Annotated in this window: 14 protein-coding genes; 11 read left to right on the top strand and 3 right to left on the bottom strand. The window is 63.7% G+C overall.

What is annotated here, in order from left to right:
* Nucleotides 1-98 precede the first annotated feature (98 nt).
* The 6 genes from RCF34_RS09030 (at nucleotide 99) to brnQ (ending at nucleotide 9,518) form a co-directional block, all read left to right on the top strand.
* Nucleotides 99-2,930 (top strand): 2-oxoglutarate dehydrogenase E1 component, encoded by a 2,832-nt coding sequence (locus RCF34_RS09030; protein ID WP_308707866.1) that lies wholly within the window; start codon nucleotides 99-101, stop codon nucleotides 2,928-2,930.
* Nucleotides 2,931-2,972: 42 nt separating this feature from the next.
* Nucleotides 2,973-4,190, top strand: a complete 1,218-nt coding sequence (gene odhB, locus RCF34_RS09035) for a 2-oxoglutarate dehydrogenase complex dihydrolipoyllysine-residue succinyltransferase (RefSeq protein ID WP_308707867.1) — start codon at nucleotides 2,973-2,975, stop codon at nucleotides 4,188-4,190.
* An 80-nt stretch (nucleotides 4,191-4,270) separates the two neighbouring features.
* The gene (gene lpdA, locus RCF34_RS09040; protein WP_133859672.1) at nucleotides 4,271-5,707 is read left to right on the top strand and encodes a dihydrolipoyl dehydrogenase; all 1,437 of its coding nucleotides are present in this window, start codon (nucleotides 4,271-4,273) and stop codon (nucleotides 5,705-5,707) included.
* Nucleotides 5,708-5,914: 207 nt separating this feature from the next.
* Nucleotides 5,915-7,081 (top strand): ADP-forming succinate--CoA ligase subunit beta, encoded by a 1,167-nt coding sequence (sucC, locus tag RCF34_RS09045; protein ID WP_064306646.1) that lies wholly within the window; start codon nucleotides 5,915-5,917, stop codon nucleotides 7,079-7,081.
* A complete protein-coding gene (gene sucD, locus RCF34_RS09050) occupies nucleotides 7,081-7,968 on the top strand; it encodes a succinate--CoA ligase subunit alpha (RefSeq protein WP_308707868.1) in 888 nt (295 codons plus the stop codon). The genes sucC and sucD overlap by 1 nt, the downstream gene beginning before the upstream one ends.
* Nucleotides 7,969-8,174: 206 nt before the next feature.
* Nucleotides 8,175-9,518: a branched-chain amino acid transport system II carrier protein gene (brnQ, locus tag RCF34_RS09055; protein WP_308707869.1), complete on the top strand. Its 1,344-nt coding sequence runs from the start codon at nucleotides 8,175-8,177 to the stop codon at nucleotides 9,516-9,518.
* Between the two features lie 55 nt (nucleotides 9,519-9,573).
* Here the strand turns inward: brnQ and RCF34_RS09060 are convergent, their stop codons facing one another.
* A complete protein-coding gene (locus tag RCF34_RS09060; RefSeq protein ID WP_007159246.1) occupies nucleotides 9,574-9,855 on the bottom strand; it encodes a hypothetical protein in 282 nt (93 codons plus the stop codon).
* Between the two features lie 200 nt (nucleotides 9,856-10,055).
* On the opposite strand from RCF34_RS09060, the gene htpG reads away from it, so the two are divergent.
* Together htpG and RCF34_RS09070 are read left to right on the top strand one after the other, a co-directional pair.
* Complete coding sequence (htpG, locus tag RCF34_RS09065; protein ID WP_308707870.1) at nucleotides 10,056-11,960, top strand: molecular chaperone HtpG; 1,905 nt, start codon at nucleotides 10,056-10,058, stop codon at nucleotides 11,958-11,960.
* A 55-nt stretch (nucleotides 11,961-12,015) separates the two neighbouring features.
* Nucleotides 12,016-12,753 carry a dienelactone hydrolase family protein gene (locus RCF34_RS09070; protein ID WP_308707871.1) on the top strand — a complete coding sequence of 246 codons (738 nt, stop codon included), beginning with the start codon at nucleotides 12,016-12,018 and terminating at the stop codon, nucleotides 12,751-12,753.
* Nucleotides 12,754-12,795: 42 nt separating this feature from the next.
* Here RCF34_RS09070 and RCF34_RS09075 read toward each other — a convergent pair whose 3' ends face one another.
* Both RCF34_RS09075 and RCF34_RS09080 read right to left on the bottom strand, forming a co-directional pair.
* A complete protein-coding gene (locus RCF34_RS09075; RefSeq protein ID WP_308707872.1) occupies nucleotides 12,796-13,290 on the bottom strand; it encodes a SprT family zinc-dependent metalloprotease in 495 nt (164 codons plus the stop codon).
* Between the two features lie 25 nt (nucleotides 13,291-13,315).
* Nucleotides 13,316-13,936, bottom strand: a complete 621-nt coding sequence (locus RCF34_RS09080; protein WP_308707873.1) for a DNA-J related domain-containing protein — start codon at nucleotides 13,934-13,936, stop codon at nucleotides 13,316-13,318.
* Nucleotides 13,937-14,033: 97 nt separating this feature from the next.
* On the opposite strand from RCF34_RS09080, the gene ttcA reads away from it, so the two are divergent.
* From ttcA to RCF34_RS09095, 3 genes are read left to right on the top strand one after another with little or no spacing between them, the layout of a single operon-like run.
* Complete coding sequence (ttcA, locus tag RCF34_RS09085) at nucleotides 14,034-14,858, top strand: tRNA 2-thiocytidine(32) synthetase TtcA (RefSeq protein ID WP_308707874.1); 825 nt, start codon at nucleotides 14,034-14,036, stop codon at nucleotides 14,856-14,858.
* Nucleotides 14,858-15,529 (top strand): DNA-3-methyladenine glycosylase I, encoded by a 672-nt coding sequence (locus RCF34_RS09090; RefSeq protein WP_308707875.1) that lies wholly within the window; start codon nucleotides 14,858-14,860, stop codon nucleotides 15,527-15,529. Before ttcA ends, RCF34_RS09090 begins: the two co-directional genes overlap by 1 nt.
* Nucleotides 15,526-16,290, top strand: a complete 765-nt coding sequence (locus RCF34_RS09095) for an NAD-dependent protein deacylase (protein ID WP_308707876.1) — start codon at nucleotides 15,526-15,528, stop codon at nucleotides 16,288-16,290. The genes RCF34_RS09090 and RCF34_RS09095 overlap by 4 nt, the downstream gene beginning before the upstream one ends.
* Nucleotides 16,291-16,310: the final 20 nt, after the last annotated feature.

Below are 16,310 nucleotides of genomic sequence, written 5' to 3' on the forward strand. Positions count from 1 at the left end.
GGAACATGATCCGGGCATTGGCGCAGCCGTAGTGAGGCCAGGTCTCGCGTCGAGACGGGTCATCGGCTGATGCTATCTCTGCCGAAGGGGTGAACTAGATGCACGAAAGTCAGATGCAGCAACTGTGGGACAGCGCTCACCTGTCCGGCAGTAATGCTGCCTATGTGGAAGAGCTCTATGAGCTGTTTCTGCACGATGCCAACGCTGTGCCGGAAGAGTGGCGCACCTACTTCCAGAAGCTGCCTGCGGTCACTGGCAATTCGCCGGACGTCGCGCATTCCGCGATCCGCGACCATTTCGTGCTGCTCGGCAAGAACCAGCGGCGAGCCCAGCCGGTCTCGGCCGGTACCGTCAGTTCCGAACACGAGAAGAAGCAGGTCGAAGTCCTGCGTCTGATCCAGGCATACCGCCTGCAAGGTCACCAGGCTGCTCAGCTCGACCCGCTGGGTCTGTGGAAGCGTCAGCCACCTGCCGATCTGCTGCTCAACCACTATGGGTTGACCGACGCCGATCTGGATACCACCTTCCGCACCGGTGAATTGTTCATCGGCAAAGAGGAAGCAACTCTCCGCGAAATCAGGGATGCGCTGCAAGAGACATATTGCCGCACGGTTGGTGCAGAGTTCATGCACATCGTCGATTCCGAAGAGCGCCGCTGGTTCCTGCAGCGCCTGGAAAGCGTCCGTGGCCGCCCGCAATATTCCCCGGAAGTCCGTACCCACCTGCTGGAGCGTCTGACCGCCGCCGAGGGCCTGGAAAAGTACCTGGGCACCAAGTACCCGGGCACCAAGCGTTTCGGCCTGGAAGGGGGCGAGAGCCTGATTCCGCTGATCGACGAGATCATCCAGCGTTCCGGCTCCTATGGGGTCAAGGAACTGGTGATCGGCATGGCCCACCGTGGCCGTCTGAACGTGCTGGTCAACACCCTGGGCAAGAACCCGCGCGATCTGTTCGACGAATTCGAAGGCAAGAAGCTGGTCGAGTTGGGCTCCGGTGACGTCAAGTACCACCAGGGTTTCTCCTCCAACGTCATGACCCAGGGCGGCGAAGTCCACCTGGCGCTGGCGTTCAACCCCTCGCACCTGGAGATCGTCTCTCCGGTGGTGGAAGGTTCGGTGCGTGCCCGCCAGGATCGCCGCGGCGATCGCTCCGGCGACAAGGTCGTGCCCGTTGCCATCCACGGCGACGCCGCCTTCGCCGGCCAGGGCGTGGTCATGGAAACCTTCCAGATGTCGCAGACCCGGGCCTACAAAACCGGCGGCACCCTGCACCTCGTCATCAACAACCAGGTGGGTTTCACCACCAACCGCCAGGAAGATGCGCGCTCGACCGAGTACGCCACCGACGTCGCCAAGATGATCCAGGCGCCGATCTTCCATGTGAACGGCGACGATCCCGAGGCGGTGCTGTTCGTCACCCAGCTGGCGGTCGACTACCGCATGCAGTTCAAGCGTGACATCGTCATCGACCTGGTGTGCTACCGTCGTCGCGGCCACAACGAGGCCGACGAGCCGAGCGGCACCCAGCCGCTGATGTACCAGCAGATCGCCAAGCAGCGCACCACCCGCGACCTCTACGCCGATGCGCTGACCCAGGCCGGCGTCGTCACCGCCGAGCAGGTCCAGGCGCAGTTCGAAGCCTATCGCGGCGCCCTCGACGAGGGTCGTCACGTGGTGGCCAGCCTGGTCAAGGAACCCAATCGCGATCTGTTCGTCGACTGGAAACCCTACCTCGGCCACGCCTGGACCGCGCGTCACGACACCGGCTTCGACCTCAAGACCCTGCAAGACCTGGCCAACAAGCTGCTGCAGGTTCCGGAAGGCGTCGTGGTCCAGCGTCAGGTCGGCAAGATCCTCGAGGATCGGCAGAAGATGACCGCCGGGGGCCTGCCGCTGAACTGGGGCTTCGCCGAGACCATGGCCTACGCCACCCTGCTGCACGAAGGCCATCCGATCCGCATCACCGGTCAAGACGTCGGTCGTGGCACCTTCTCCCACCGTCACGCGGTGCTGCACAACCAGAAGGATGCGGTGCCCTACGTGCCCCTGCAGCACCTGGCCGAAGATCAGCCGTCGTTCGAGATCTACGACTCCTTCCTCTCCGAGGAAGCGGTGCTGGGCTTCGAATACGGCTACGCCACCACCACGCCCAATGCGCTGGTGGTCTGGGAAGCCCAGTTCGGTGACTTCGCCAACGGTGCCCAGGTCGTCATCGACCAGTTCATCACCAGCGGCGAGATCAAGTGGGGTCGTCTCTGCGGTCTGACCATGCTGCTGCCCCATGGCTACGAAGGCCAGGGTCCGGAGCACTCCTCGGCCCGTCTGGAGCGCTACCTGCAGCTGTGCGCCGAGCAGAACATCCAGGTCTGCGTCCCGACCACCCCGGCGCAGATCTACCATCTGCTGCGTCGCCAGGTGATCCGTCCGCTGCGCAAGCCGCTGGTGGTGCTCACGCCCAAGTCGCTGCTGCGTCACAAGCTGGCCATCTCGACCCTGGAAGACCTGGCCCATGGTTCGTTCCAGACCGTGATCAACGAGCTGGATCAGATCGATGCCCAGCAGGTTAAGCGCCTGGTCCTGTGCAGCGGCAAGGTCTACTACGACCTGCTGGAAAAGCGCCGCAGCGAGAATCGCCAGGACATCGCCATCGTGCGTCTGGAGCAACTCTATCCGTTCCCGGAAGACGATCTGGCCGAGGTACTGGCCGGTTACCCGAACCTTGAGCGCGTGGTCTGGTGCCAGGAAGAGCCGATGAACCAGGGTGCCTGGTACTGCAGCCAGCATCACATGCGCCGCGCCGTGTCCGGGTACAAGCAGGGTCTGGGTCTGGAATACGCCGGTCGCGATGCGTCCGCCGCACCGGCCTGTGGCTATGCCTCCATGCACGCCGAGCAGCAGGAAAAACTGCTGAGCGATGCTTTCTCCGTTTGATTCGCCACGCGACTACTAGAGATCACTAAGGAAATTCATAGAATGGCTATCGAGATCAAAGCCCCTACCTTCCCGGAATCGGTCGCTGACGGCACCGTCGCCACCTGGCACAAGAAGCCCGGCGAAGCAGTCAAGCGTGACGAACTGCTGGTCGACATCGAGACCGACAAGGTCGTGCTGGAAGTCGTGGCACCCGTGGATGGCGTTCTGGCCGAAGTCCTGAAGAACGAAGGCGATACCGTGCTGAGCGAGGAGGTCATCGCTCGCGTCGAAGAGGGCGCTGCCGCCGCCGCTCCGGCTGCCCAGCCGGCTGCCTCCAGCGCTCCGGCCGCCGCCCCGGCCGCCGGTGGTGAAGAGGATCCGATCCTGGCTCCCGCTGCACGCAAGATCGCCGAAGAGAACGGCATCGATCCGGCTACCTTGGTCGGTACCGGCAAGGGCGGTCGCATCACCAAGGAAGACGCCGTCGCCGCCGTCGAGGCCAAGAAGTCCGGCGCCGCCGCGCCGGCTGCCAAGCCTGCTGCCGCTGCCGCTCCGGTAGTGACCGCCGCTGGCGACCGTACCGAGAAGCGCGTGCCCATGACCCGCCTGCGGGCCAAGGTCGCCGAGCGCCTGGTGGAAGCCCAGTCCAGCATGGCCATGCTGACGACCTTCAACGAGGTCAACATGAAGCCGATCATGGACCTGCGCTCCAAGTACAAGGACATGTTCGAGAAGAAGCACAATGGCGTGCGCCTGGGCTTCATGTCCTTCTTCGTCAAGGCCGCCACCGAGGCGCTCAAGCGTCAGCCGGGCGTCAACGCCTCCATCGACGGCAACGACATCGTCTACCACGGCTACCAGGACATCGGCGTAGCCGTGTCCAGCGACCGCGGCCTGGTGGTTCCGGTGCTGCGCAACGCCGAGTTCATGAGCCTGGCGGAAGTGGAAGGCACCATCGCCGACTTCGGCAAGAAGGCCAAGGCCGGCAAGCTGACCATGGAAGACATGCAGGGCGGTACCTTCACCATCTCCAACGGTGGTGTCTTCGGTTCGCTGCTTTCCACCCCCATCGTCAACCCGCCGCAGACCGCGATCCTGGGCATGCACAAGATTCAGGAGCGCCCCATGGCGGTGAACGGCCAGGTCGTGATCCTGCCGATGATGTATCTTGCGCTGTCCTACGACCATCGCCTGATCGATGGCAAGGAAGCTGTGACCTTCCTGGTCACCATGAAGGACCTGCTGGAAGACCCGGCTCGTCTGCTGCTGGACATCTGATCCGGCTCTCGCGGTGCGGGGCAGGGGCCACGCACCGCTTCAAGTTTTCCTGCCTGAAGCTGCTCCAAGGGGATTAGTGTATGAGCGACAAATTCGACGTAGTGGTGATCGGTGCAGGCCCTGGTGGCTACGTGGCCGCCATCCGCGCCGCGCAGCTCGGTCTGAAGACGGCCTGTGTCGAGCGCTACAAGGGCAAGGAAGGCAAGGTCGCCCTGGGCGGCACCTGCCTGAACGTGGGTTGCATTCCCTCCAAGGCGCTGCTGGACAGCTCCTACAAGTACCACGAGGCCCACGAGGGCTTTAAGGTCCACGGCATCGACGCGCCGAACGTCACCATCGACGTGCCCACCATGATCGGCCGCAAGGACCAGATCGTGAAGAACCTCACCGGCGGCGTGGCCACCCTGTTCAAGGCAAACGGCGTGACCCTGCTGGAAGGCAACGGCAAGCTGCTGTCCGGCAAGAAGGTCGAAGTCACCGGTCTGGACGGCAACGTCCAGGTGGTCGAGGCCGAGAACGTCATCCTGGCGTCCGGCTCGCGTCCCATCGACATTCCGCCGGCTCCGGTGGACCAGAAGGTCATCGTCGATTCCACCGGCGCCCTGGAATTCCAGAGCGTGCCCAAGCGTCTGGGCGTGATCGGTGCCGGCGTCATCGGCCTGGAACTGGGTTCGGTCTGGGCTCGCCTGGGTGCCGAAGTCACCGTGCTGGAAGCCCTGGACAAGTTCTTGGTCGCCGCCGATGAGCAGGTGTCCAAGGAAGCCTACAAGATCCTTTCCAAGCAGGGTCTGAACATTCGCATGGGTGCTCGCGTGACCGGCTCCCAGGTCAACGGCGAAGAAGTCACCGTCAACTACACCGAAGCCGGTGAAGAAAAGCAGATCACCTTCGATCGCCTGATCGTCGCCGTGGGCCGTCGTCCGGTCACCACCGACCTGCTGGCATCCGACAGCGGCGTGGAAAGCGACGAGCGTGGCTACATCTACGTCGACGACCATTGCGCCACCAGCGTCCCGGGCGTGTTCGCCATCGGTGACTGCGTTCGCGGTCTGATGCTGGCCCACAAGGCCTCGGAAGAGGGCGTGATGGTTGCCGAGCGCATCGCCGGTCACAAGGCCCAGATGAACTATGATCTGGTCCCCTCGGTGATCTACACCCACCCGGAAATCGCGTGGGTCGGCAAGACCGAGCAGGCCCTGAAGGCCGAAGGCGTCGAAGTCAATGTCGGCACCTTCCCCTTCGCGGTCAGCGGTCGTGCCCTGGCGGCCAACGACACCGCAGGCTTCGTCAAGGTCGTGGCGGATGCCAAGACCGATCGCGTCCTGGGCGTCCATGTGGTCGGCCCGAGCGCGGCGGAGCTGGTGCAGCAAGGCGCCATCGCCATGGAATTCGGCTCCAGCGCCGAAGACCTGGGCATGATGGTGTTCTCGCACCCGACGCTGTCCGAGGCGCTGCACGAGGCGGCCCTGGCGGTGAACGGTCACGCGATCCACGCAGTGAATCGCAAGAAGCGGTAAGAGATTTACGGAACCACGGGGTTGCCGACCGCCGTGGAGCCTCAGGGCTCCACCGCAGGAAGGCACCTCGGACCCTTGTTAGGGTGGTGTGAGACACCACACTAGGGCAGGGGTCACAGGTGGCGCGGTGCCCGCGACCGTCCGGAGGACGGCTCGGAGAACGCACAGCGTCGAATGCGCAATACCCAACGAAGACGGTAGACAAGCATGAATCTCCACGAGTATCAGGGTAAGCAGCTGTTCGCTGAATACGGCCTGCCCGTTTCCAAAGGCTACGCTGTCGACACCCCCCAGGAGGCCTACGAGGCTTGCGGCCGTATCGGCGGCGACGAGTGGGTCGTCAAGGCCCAGGTACATGCCGGTGGCCGTGGTAAGGCCGGTGGTGTGAAGCTGGTCAAGAGCAAGGAAGAAGCCAAGGAATTCGCCGCCAAGTGGCTGGGCCAGCGTCTGGTGACCTACCAGACCGACGCCAACGGTCAGCCGGTCACCAAGATCCTGGTTGAATCCTGCACCGACATCGATCAGGAGCTCTATCTGGGCGCCGTGGTCGATCGTTCCAGCCGCCGTATCGTGTTCATGGCGTCCACCGAAGGTGGCGTGGACATCGAGAAAGTCGCTCACGACACTCCGGAAAAGATTCTGAAGGCCACCATCGATCCGCTGGTGGGCGCTCAGCCCTACCAGGGTCGCGACCTGGCTTTCCAGCTGGGCCTGAAAGGTGACCAGATCAAGCAGTTCACCCAGATCTTCGTCGGTCTGGCCAAGCTGTTCCAGGACTACGACCTGGCTCTGCTGGAAGTGAACCCGCTGGTGATCAAGAAGGACGGCAACCTGCACTGCCTGGATGCCAAGATCAACATCGACAGCAACGCCATCTACCGTCAGCCCAAGCTGCGCGCCTTCCACGACCCGTCGCAGGACGACGCCCGTGAAGCCCATGCGCAGAAGTGGGAACTGAACTACGTGGCCCTGGAAGGCAGCATCGGCTGCATGGTCAACGGTGCCGGTCTGGCCATGGGTACCATGGACATCGTCAACCTGCACGGCGGCAAGCCGGCCAACTTCCTGGACGTTGGCGGTGGCGCGACCAAAGAGCGCGTGACCGAAGCGTTCAAGATCATCCTGTCCGACAGCAACGTGAAGGCCGTTCTGGTCAACATCTTCGGCGGCATCGTGCGCTGCGACATGATCGCCGAAGGCATCATCGGTGCCGTGAAAGAAGTTGGCGTGAAGGTGCCGGTCGTGGTTCGCCTGGAAGGCAACAACGCCGAACTCGGTGCCAAGGTCCTGGCCGAAAGTGGCCTGAACATCATCGCGGCAACCAGCCTGACCGACGCTGCCCAGCAGGTCGTCAAGGCCGCGGAGGGTAAGTAATGAGCGTCCTGATCAACAAAGACACCAAGGTCATCTGCCAGGGCTTCACCGGTAGCCAGGGTACCTTCCACTCCGAACAGGCCATCGCCTACGGCACCCAGATGGTCGGCGGCGTGACCCCCGGCAAGGGGGGCTCCACCCACCTGGGTCTGCCGGTGTTCAACACCGTGCGTGAAGCCGTCGAAGCCACTGGCGCCGACGCTTCGGTGATCTACGTGCCGGCTCCCTTCTGCAAAGACTCCATCATGGAAGCGGCGCTGGGCGGTATCAAGCTGATCGTCTGCATCACCGAGGGTATTCCCACCCTCGACATGCTGGATGCCAAGGTGAAGTGCGACGAACTGGGCGTACGCCTGATCGGCCCGAACTGCCCCGGCGTCATCACCCCTGGCGAGTGCAAGATCGGCATCATGCCCGGTCACATCCACCTGCCGGGCAAGGTCGGTATCGTGTCGCGTTCCGGCACCCTGACCTATGAAGCCGTGAAGCAGACCACCGACGCCGGCTTCGGCCAGTCCACCTGCGTGGGCATCGGCGGCGACCCCATCCCGGGTTCGAACTTCATCGACATCCTGAAGCTGTTCCAGGAAGATCCGCAGACCGAAGCCATCGTGATGATCGGCGAGATCGGCGGCAGCGCTGAAGAAGAAGCCGCGGCCTACATCAAGGCCAACGTGACCAAGCCGGTGGTGTCCTACATCGCCGGTGTCACCGCACCGCCCGGCAAGCGCATGGGCCACGCCGGTGCCATCATCTCCGGCGGCAAGGGTACTGCGGACGAGAAGTTCGCCGCCCTGCAGGACGCGGGTGTGAAGACCGTGCGTTCCCTGGCCGACATCGGCAAGGCCCTGGCCGAGCTGACCGGTTGGGAAGTCAAGCAGGCCTGAGCCTGACTGACGGTAGAAAAGGCCGCCCTCGGGCGGCCTTTTTCATGGGCGCGACCACGACGCCTCATCAGCTGCCGGCTGCCTTTTTGCCGGTAATTCGTTAGGATGGCAACCTTTTCGCTCCAATGGCCACGCCGTGGCTCCGCCAAGACCTGCTCCCATGAGGGCGGGCTGCCTTGTTTTCCTCATTGCTGGTACTGCCTTCCATGAAAGCTTTGCAAAGCCGGGATGTCCTGGCCCTTGGATTCATGACGTTCGCGCTGTTCGTCGGCGCGGGCAACATCATCTTTCCCCCGATCGTCGGTCTGCAGGCGGGCGAGCATGTCTGGAGCGCCGCCCTGGGCTTTCTGCTGACCGCCGTCGGCCTTCCGGTGCTGACGCTGATCGCCCTGGCGCGGGTCGGGGGCGGCATGGACGCCCTGAGCAAACCGCTCGGCCAGACCGCCGCCCGCGCCCTGGCCATCGTCTGCTACCTGTCGGTGGGCCCGCTGTTCGCCACGCCGCGCACCGCCACGGTGTCCTTCGAGGTCGGCGTCGCGCCGCTGCTGGGCAACGGACCCATACCGCTGTTCCTCTACAGCCTGGCCTATTTCCTGGTGGTGCTGGTGGTCTCGCTCTATCCGGGACGTCTGCTCGACACCGTGGGGCGCTTTCTCGGTCCGCTGAACATCCTGGCCTTGGCGGTGCTGGGCGGCGCAGCGCTGTTCTGGCCGGCTGGCGGTCCTGCCACGGCGGCACCGGACTACGCCTCGCGGGCGCTGTCCCAGGGCTTCGTCAACGGCTACCTGACCATGGATACCCTGGGCGCCCTGGTATTCGGCATCGTCATCGTCAACGCCATTCGTGCTCGTGGTGTGACGGCGCCGCAGCTGCTGACGCGCTACACCATCATCGCCGGGCTGATTGCCGGGGCAGGGCTGGTGCTGGTCTACCTGAGTCTGTTCCAGCTCGGCGCCGGCAGCGGGGTGCTGGTGCCCCATGCCAGCAATGGCGCCGAGGTCCTGCATGCCTATGTGCAGCACACCTTCGGCAGCGTCGGCAGCGACTTCCTCGCGGTGCTGATCACCTTGGCCTGCCTGGTCACGGCGGTGGGCCTGACCTGCGCCTGTGCGGAGTTCTTCAGCGAATTCCTGCCGTTCAGCTATCGCAGCCTGGTGGTCCTGCTGGCGGCCTTCTCGCTGCTGGTGTCCAACCTGGGCCTGACCCAGCTGATCCAGATCTCGGTGCCGATCCTGACCGCCATCTATCCGCCCTGCATCGCCCTGGTGATGATGAGTTTCTTCACCGCCCGTTGGGCGGCGCCCGGGCGCATCCTCGGGCCAGTGCTGCTGGTGGCCCTGGCCTTTGGCATCCTCGATGGCCTGCAGGCTGCGCACCTGACGGTGCCCTACCTGAGCGGTGCCGTACACTGGCTGCCGCTGGCCGACTCGGGCCTGGGCTGGCTGTTGCCCGCCGTGGTGGTGGGCCTGGTCGCCCTGGCGCTGGAAAGTCTGAGGCGCGGCGGACGTGCGCCTGAGGGTGAAGCCGAGCCGGATCCCTCGCGCTCCTGAATCCGCCGCCCACAAAAAAGCCCGCAGCAGCGGGCTTTTTTCATATCCAGACAGCTTACGGCTTGGGCTGGGTAGCCGGCGCATTGCCGTTGGCGGTACCGGTGGCCGGGCTGACCGAGGTGGCTTCGCCTTTGGATTGCTCCTTGGCAGCCTCGTTGGCGGCTTCGTTGCGCTGCTCGGCAGCCTTGTTGCTCTGCTCAGCGGCTTTGTTCAGGTTTTCCTGGGCTTTCTGTTCGGTCTTGGCAGCATCCTGAGCCTTGTTTTCGGAAGGCTTGTCACAGGCGGCGAGGCCGAAGGCGGCAGTGAAGAGCAGGGCGATGGCGAAGGGCTTTTTCATGTGTTTTCTCCTTATGAACTACACGACAGCCGTTCGAGCGCACCGTTAAAAGTTAAGTTCCGCGTCTAGCCCAAGCATCGCGCAAATTCCTACCTGCATCGCGAACCGAGCGCGCCAAGGTTGAAATGTCACCAGGCGCCCCCATCTCCGCGACATCGCCAGGCATCTGGTGCGTACCTATCGATAGCGGAGTTCGTAGCATGAGTGTGGAGACTCAAAAGGAAACCCTAGGCTTCCAGACCGAAGTGAAGCAGCTGCTTCACCTGATGATTCACTCGCTGTATTCCAACAAGGAAATCTTCCTGCGCGAATTGATTTCCAACGCCTCCGACGCGGCCGACAAGCTCAGATTCGAGGCCTTGTCCAAGCCCGAACTGCTCGAGGGCGGGGATACGCTGAAGATTCGCCTGAGCTTCGACAAGGAGGCCGGCACGGTCACCCTCGAAGACAACGGCATCGGCATGAGCCGCGAAGAGGTGATCGTCCACCTCGGCACCATCGCCAAGTCCGGTACCGCCGATTTCCTGAAGAACCTCAGCGGTGACCAGAAGAAGGATTCCAACCTCATCGGTCAGTTCGGCGTGGGTTTCTACTCGGCCTTCATCGTCGCCGATCAGGTCGACGTCTATACCCGCCGTGCCGGCCAGCCCGCCGCCGAAGGCGTGCACTGGTCGTCCAGGGGGGAAGGGGAGTTCGAGGTCGCCAACATCGACAAGCCCGAGCGCGGTACCCGCATCGTGCTGCACCTCAAGCCCGAGGAAACCGAGTTCGCCGATGGCTGGCGCCTGCGCAACGTGGTCAGGAAATACTCCGACCACATCGGCCTGCCCATCGAATTGCCCAAGGAACACCACGGCAGTGACGAGGAAAAACCCGCCGAGCAGGAATGGGAAACCGTCAACCGCGCCAGCGCGCTCTGGACCCGTCCCCGTACCGAGCTCAAGGACGAGGACTACCAGGAGTTCTACAAGCACGTCGGCCATGACTTCGAGAATCCCCTGACCTGGAGCCACAACAAGGTCGAGGGCAAGCTCGAATACACTTCGCTGCTGTACGTGCCGGCTCGCGCGCCCTTCGATCTCTACCAGCGCGAAGCGCCCAAGGGCCTCAAGCTCTATGTGCAGCGCGTCTTCATCATGGACCAGGCCGACCAGTTCCTGCCGCTGTACCTGAGATTCATCAAGGGTGTGGTGGACTCCAACGACCTGTCGCTGAACGTGTCCCGCGAGATCCTGCAGAAGGATCCGGTGATCGACTCCATGAAGTCGGCGCTGACCAAGCGCGTGCTGGACATGCTGGAGAAGCTGGCCAAGAGCGAGCCGGAGAAGTACCAGTCGTTCTGGGGGCACTTCGGCCAGGTGCTCAAGGAGGGTCCGGCGGAAGACTTCGCCAACCGCGAGAAGATCGCCGGCCTACTGCGCTTCGCCTCGACCCACAACGGCGACGATGCCCAGAACGTGTCGCTGGCCGACTACATCGGCCGGATGAAGGACGGCCAGGACAAGATCTACTACCTGACCGGCGAGAGCCACGCCCAGATCAAGAACAGCCCGCACCTGGAAGTCTTCCGCAAGAAGGGTGTCGAGGTGCTGCTGCTGACCGATCGCATCGACGAGTGGCTGATGAGCTATCTCACCGAGTTCGACGGCAAGCACTTCGTCGACGTCGCCCGTGGCGATCTCGACCTCGGCAAGCTGGACAGCGAAGAAGACAAGCAGGCCCAGGAAGAGGTCGCCAAGACCAAGGAAGGCCTGGTGGAGCGCCTCAAGCAGGCCCTGGATGCCCAGGTCAGCGAAGTCCGTGTTTCCCATCGCCTGACCGATTCGCCGGCGATCCTGGCCATCGGCGAGCAGGACCTCGGCTTGCAGATGCGCCGCATCCTGGAAGCCAGCGGTCAGAAGGCGCCGGATTCCAAGCCGATCTTCGAGATCAATCCGCAGCACCCGCTGATCGAGAAACTCGATGGCGAGCCCGACGAGGACCGCTTCGCCGACCTGTCGCACATCCTGTTCGATCAGGCTGCGCTGGCCGCGGGCGACAGCCTCAAGGATCCCGCCGCCTATGTCCGCCGGTTAAACAAACTGCTGGTGGAATTGTCCGCTTGAAGATAGAGAAGCCCGCCTCGGCGGGCTTCTTCTTATCCACCCTTTGGAGGCCCCCATGGTCGATGTCACTGTAAAACCCGTTGCCTACGAAATCGATGGTCAGCCATTCGAGAGCCAGCTGGTGTACGCCACCAGCGGTAATCCCACCCGCCCGGGCGTGCTCCTGGCGCCCAACTGGATGGGGGTATCCCATGGCGCCGTGGAGCAGGCCAAGGCGCTGGCCGAGGCCGACGGCCTGGCCTACTTGGTAGTGGATTTCTACGGTCGCAATGTGCGTCCGCAGAATGCCGACGAGGCCCTGGCGGCCATGACGCCGATCCGCGGCGATCGCGCGCTGTTGCGCCAGCGCATGCAGGCAGCCCATGCGGCGCTGGTCGCCCAGGCCGAGACGGCGGCGGTGGACGTCCACCAGATCGCTGCCATCGGCTTCTGTTTTGGCGGCTGCGCGGCCCTGGAACTGGCGCGCGACGGTGCCCCGCTGAGCGCCGTGGTAACTTTCCACGCCAACCTGGACACGCCCAATCCGGCCGATGCGGCCCGTATCACCGGTCCGGTGCTGGTGCTGCACGGCGCCTCCGATCCGATGGTGCCGGACGAGCAACTGACGGGCTTCCGCCAGGAGATGGATGCCGCCCAGGTGGATTGGCAACTATTGAGCTATGGCGGCGCGGTGCATTCCTTCACCGATCCCGAGGCCAGCAATCCGGGCAAGCAGCAGTATCACCCGGTAGTGGCCAAGCGCGCCTTCCTGGCGATGCGCAACCTGTTCGCCGAAGTCTTCGCCCAGGGCTGATGATTTTCGCTGCCTGCCGGAACCCGGTCGGGCCCGGCAGGGTCAGCCGCGGATGACTTCCTGGGTGAAGTCCAGGGGGCCGCGGCAACGTCGACACAGATAGCGCCGTCCCTTGCGTACCAGGGCATGACGCTGGGCGGTGAATTCGAAGCGACCGTCCGGACAGTTGCAGCGATACAGGTACAGGGTGCGTGCTCGTTGCGGCAATTCGTAGGTATGGCAGCGATCCGGCGGCAAGCCATAGACGCCACGCATGATCAGCTGCCATTCCTCGCCATGGGGCCTGATGCTGCCGCCAAACAATTGGTGCGCCACCAGATGCGCCACTTCGTGGGCCACGGTCTGTTCGAGGAAGTGGGCGCGATTTTCCTGATAGAGCTGCCCGTTGAATCTCAACCGGTTCTCGGTGAGATGGGCGACGCCTGCGCGCTGGCCACGCAGGGCCAGGCTGACGTCGGGACGAGGAAAGCGGCGTTTGAAGAAGGCTTCGGCCTGTCGATAGCAGTCTTCGACCCGGTCTTTGAGTGGTTCAGGCATGGGCAACCTCTGAGGAACCGGGCAATTATGCAGAAGCTCGTGCCTGTGCCCTAGCGTCCGCGGTCGGCTGGTGACCGTAGTGCCGCCTCAGCGTGTCCATGGCCGCATTGATGGTTTGCAGCCGACCGGTGCTGCCGCCACGATCCGGATGGTGACGACTGGCGAGCTGGCGATAGCGGCGGCGGATCTGGCCGTAGTCGGCCGAACGATCCAGGCCCAGCAGGCGCAGGGCTTCCAGCAGTTCGGACTCACCATTGACCAGCGCCCAGAAGTGATTGAGCAGGTTGGCCACGTCTTCCCGGGTGGTGGTCTCCAGCTGGGTGAGATCCAGGTAATAGGCGCGCAGCGGATCGGCCACGATCAGCCCGGGCCGGGCGCGCAGATAGGGTCGCAGTTCGATGCGCAGGGCGCTGATGACCAGTTCGGCGCGCTGTTCGGCACGCAACTGGTCGCGCAGCTGGTAGAGGGCATTGAAGACGCGGAAATGCAGGCGGAAGAGTTCGTAGTTGTCGGTCACCGGGCGTGGCGGAACCAGTGGCGAGCCTGTGCGGCGCAAGGCCTGCAGCAACTCGTATTCCGACAGGCTGGCCTGGGCTCTGAGCAGTTCCTGATGGAGCGCCGTCATGAACGCCTGGGTTTCGTTCATGGCTGCCGGTCGCTACGGACTGACGTTCGGGGTAGGGCGGCGGACGCTTTGCGCGTAAAATGCCGGCCTTTCGTTTTTTCCTTTCGCGGATTCATCCATGGGCACCCTTTCGGTCAACCAGAACAAGCTGCAGAAACGCCTGCGCCGTCTTACCGGCGAAGCCATCGCCGACTACAACATGATCGAGGACGGCGACAAGGTCATGGTCTGCCTGTCCGGTGGCAAGGACAGCTACACCCTGCTCGACATGCTGCTCTATCTACAGAAGGTCGCACCGATTCGCTTCGAGATCGTGGCGGTCAACCTCGACCAGAAGCAGCCGGGCTTTCCTGAGCACGTTTTACCTCAGTACCTGAAGGAACTGGGGGTCGAATACCACATTCTGGAACGTGATACCTATTCCGTGGTGAAGGAAAAGATTCCCGAGGGCAAGACCACCTGTTCGCTGTGCTCGCGGCTGCGGAGGGGCATCCTCTACACCTTCGCCGACGAGATCCGCGCGACGAAGATGGCGCTCGGCCATCATCGTGACGACATGGTAGAAACCTTCTTTCTCAATTTGTTCCATGGCGGCACCCTCAAGGCCATGCCGCCCAAGTTGCGCGCCGATGACGGCCGCAATGTGGTGATCCGCCCGCTCGCCTACTGCAACGAGAAGGACATCGAGGCCTACGCCGTCCTGCGCGAATTCCCCATCATTCCCTGCAACCTTTGCGGCTCCCAGGAAAACCTGCAGCGCAAGGTGGTCAAGGAGATGCTGCTGGAGTGGGAGCGCAAGACGCCGGGACGCACCGAGATCATGTTCCGCGCCCTGCAGAACGTGGTGCCCTCGCAGCTGGCCGATCGCGAGCTGTTCGACTTCGCCAGTCTCAAGATCGATGACAGCGCCACGCCGCGCTTCGTCCAGGTGATGAATCTCTGATGCGGGATTACGCCTGGCTGCTCGAATATGCCCTCAACCGCTGCGGCTCTCGCGCGGCCCTGGAGGCGCGGCTGCCGCAACCGGTGGACGCCGCCACCCTGGCGTCCGTGGGCGATGACCGCTATCTGTCGCTGCTGACCCGCCGCATCTTTCGCGCCGGACTCAAGCACAGCCTGGTGGACGCCAAGTGGCCGGCCTTCGAGGAGGTCTTCTTCGGCTTCGATCCGGAGAAGGTGGTGCTCATGGGCGGCGAGCGTCTGGAGCGGCTGATGCAGGACGCCCGTCTGATACGCCACCTGGGCAAGTTGCGCAGCGTGCCGATCAACGCCCAGATGGTGCTGGACTTCCAGCGCAGTCACGGCAGCTTCGGCCAGTTGCTGGCCGAATGGCCGACGCAGGACATCGTCGGCCTCTGGGAGCTGCTGACCAAACGCGGCAATCAGCTGGGTGGCCTGTCGGCGCAGCGCGTCCTGCGCATGGCTGGCAAGGACACCTTTCTGGCGACCGACGACGTGGTGACGGCGCTCAAGGCGCAGAACATCCTCGACAAGGCACCCACCGCCAAGCGTGATCGGCAGAAAATGCAGGAGGCCTTCAACCTCTGGCAGGAACAGAGCGGCCGCCCACTCTGCCAGCTGTCGGTGATGCTGGCCCTGACGGTGAATCATTGACCGACGCCCTGGTGCGTGCTCACGGCCTGCTGCAGCGGGCCGGGCGGGTGCTGTTCATCACCGGGGCGGGGCTGTCCGCCGACTCGGGACTGCCGACCTATCGCGGGCTCGGCGGGCTGTACAACGGCCTCACCGAGGAAGGCATCCCCATCGAGGCGGCCCTGTCGGGCAGCATGCTCCGGCAGCGTCCGGAGCTCTGCTGGCGCTACCTGGCGCAACTCGGCCGGGCCTGTGCCGCGGCCAGGCCCAATGCGGCGCACCAGGCGATCACCGACTTCGGCGTCAGTCACCCCGGCAGCTGGGTGCTGACGCAGAACATCGACGGCTTTCATCGGCAGTCGGGTTTCCCCCCGGAACGACTGATCGAGATCCATGGGCACCTGGAGCCGCTCGCCTGCATGAGGTGCGCGCAGGCCGTCGAGGAGGCGCAAGGTCACCTGGCCGGTCCGTTGCCGCCGCGTTGTCCTGCTTGCGGCGGCATTCTGCGGCCACCCGTGGTGCTGTTCGAGGAAGCCTTGCCGGTCACCGAGCTGCAGCGTCTGCAGGAGGCGGTGGAGGAGGGCTTCGACCTGGTGATCGCCGTCGGCACCACGGCCGCCTTCGGCTATATCCAGGCGCCGATCAGTCATGCCCTGGCTCAGGGTGGTGACTTCATCGAAATCAATCCGGACCGCTCGTCGCTGAGTGGCCTGGCGACCGTTCAGATCAAAAAAAGGGCCATAGACGTCCTTCCTCGACTTTTGAGTCACATCGAGGGCTAAAAAAACTTGCCATCTGTGAT

The sequence above is a fragment of the Pseudomonas sp. 102515 genome (assembly GCF_031085165.1).
In the GTDB taxonomy this organism is placed as follows: domain Bacteria; phylum Pseudomonadota; class Gammaproteobacteria; order Pseudomonadales; family Pseudomonadaceae; genus Chryseomonas.

Bases quoted from the DNA above. Each gene is read 5' to 3' on its own strand.
- RCF34_RS09030 (WP_308707866.1), top strand. From the start codon at position 99: ATGCACGAAAGTCAGATGCAGCAACTGTGGGACAGCGCTCACCTGTCC.
- odhB (WP_308707867.1), top strand. From the start codon at position 2,973: ATGGCTATCGAGATCAAAGCCCCTACCTTCCCGGAATCGGTCGCTGAC.
- lpdA (WP_133859672.1), top strand. From the start codon at position 4,271: ATGAGCGACAAATTCGACGTAGTGGTGATCGGTGCAGGCCCTGGTGGC.
- sucC (WP_064306646.1), top strand. From the start codon at position 5,915: ATGAATCTCCACGAGTATCAGGGTAAGCAGCTGTTCGCTGAATACGGC.
- sucD (WP_308707868.1), top strand. From the start codon at position 7,081: ATGAGCGTCCTGATCAACAAAGACACCAAGGTCATCTGCCAGGGCTTC.
- brnQ (WP_308707869.1), top strand. From the start codon at position 8,175: ATGAAAGCTTTGCAAAGCCGGGATGTCCTGGCCCTTGGATTCATGACG.
- RCF34_RS09060 (WP_007159246.1), bottom strand. From the start codon at position 9,855: ATGAAAAAGCCCTTCGCCATCGCCCTGCTCTTCACTGCCGCCTTCGGC.
- htpG (WP_308707870.1), top strand. From the start codon at position 10,056: ATGAGTGTGGAGACTCAAAAGGAAACCCTAGGCTTCCAGACCGAAGTG.
- RCF34_RS09070 (WP_308707871.1), top strand. From the start codon at position 12,016: ATGGTCGATGTCACTGTAAAACCCGTTGCCTACGAAATCGATGGTCAG.
- RCF34_RS09075 (WP_308707872.1), bottom strand. From the start codon at position 13,290: ATGCCTGAACCACTCAAAGACCGGGTCGAAGACTGCTATCGACAGGCC.
- RCF34_RS09080 (WP_308707873.1), bottom strand. From the start codon at position 13,936: ATGAACGAAACCCAGGCGTTCATGACGGCGCTCCATCAGGAACTGCTC.
- ttcA (WP_308707874.1), top strand. From the start codon at position 14,034: ATGGGCACCCTTTCGGTCAACCAGAACAAGCTGCAGAAACGCCTGCGC.
- RCF34_RS09090 (WP_308707875.1), top strand. From the start codon at position 14,858: ATGCGGGATTACGCCTGGCTGCTCGAATATGCCCTCAACCGCTGCGGC.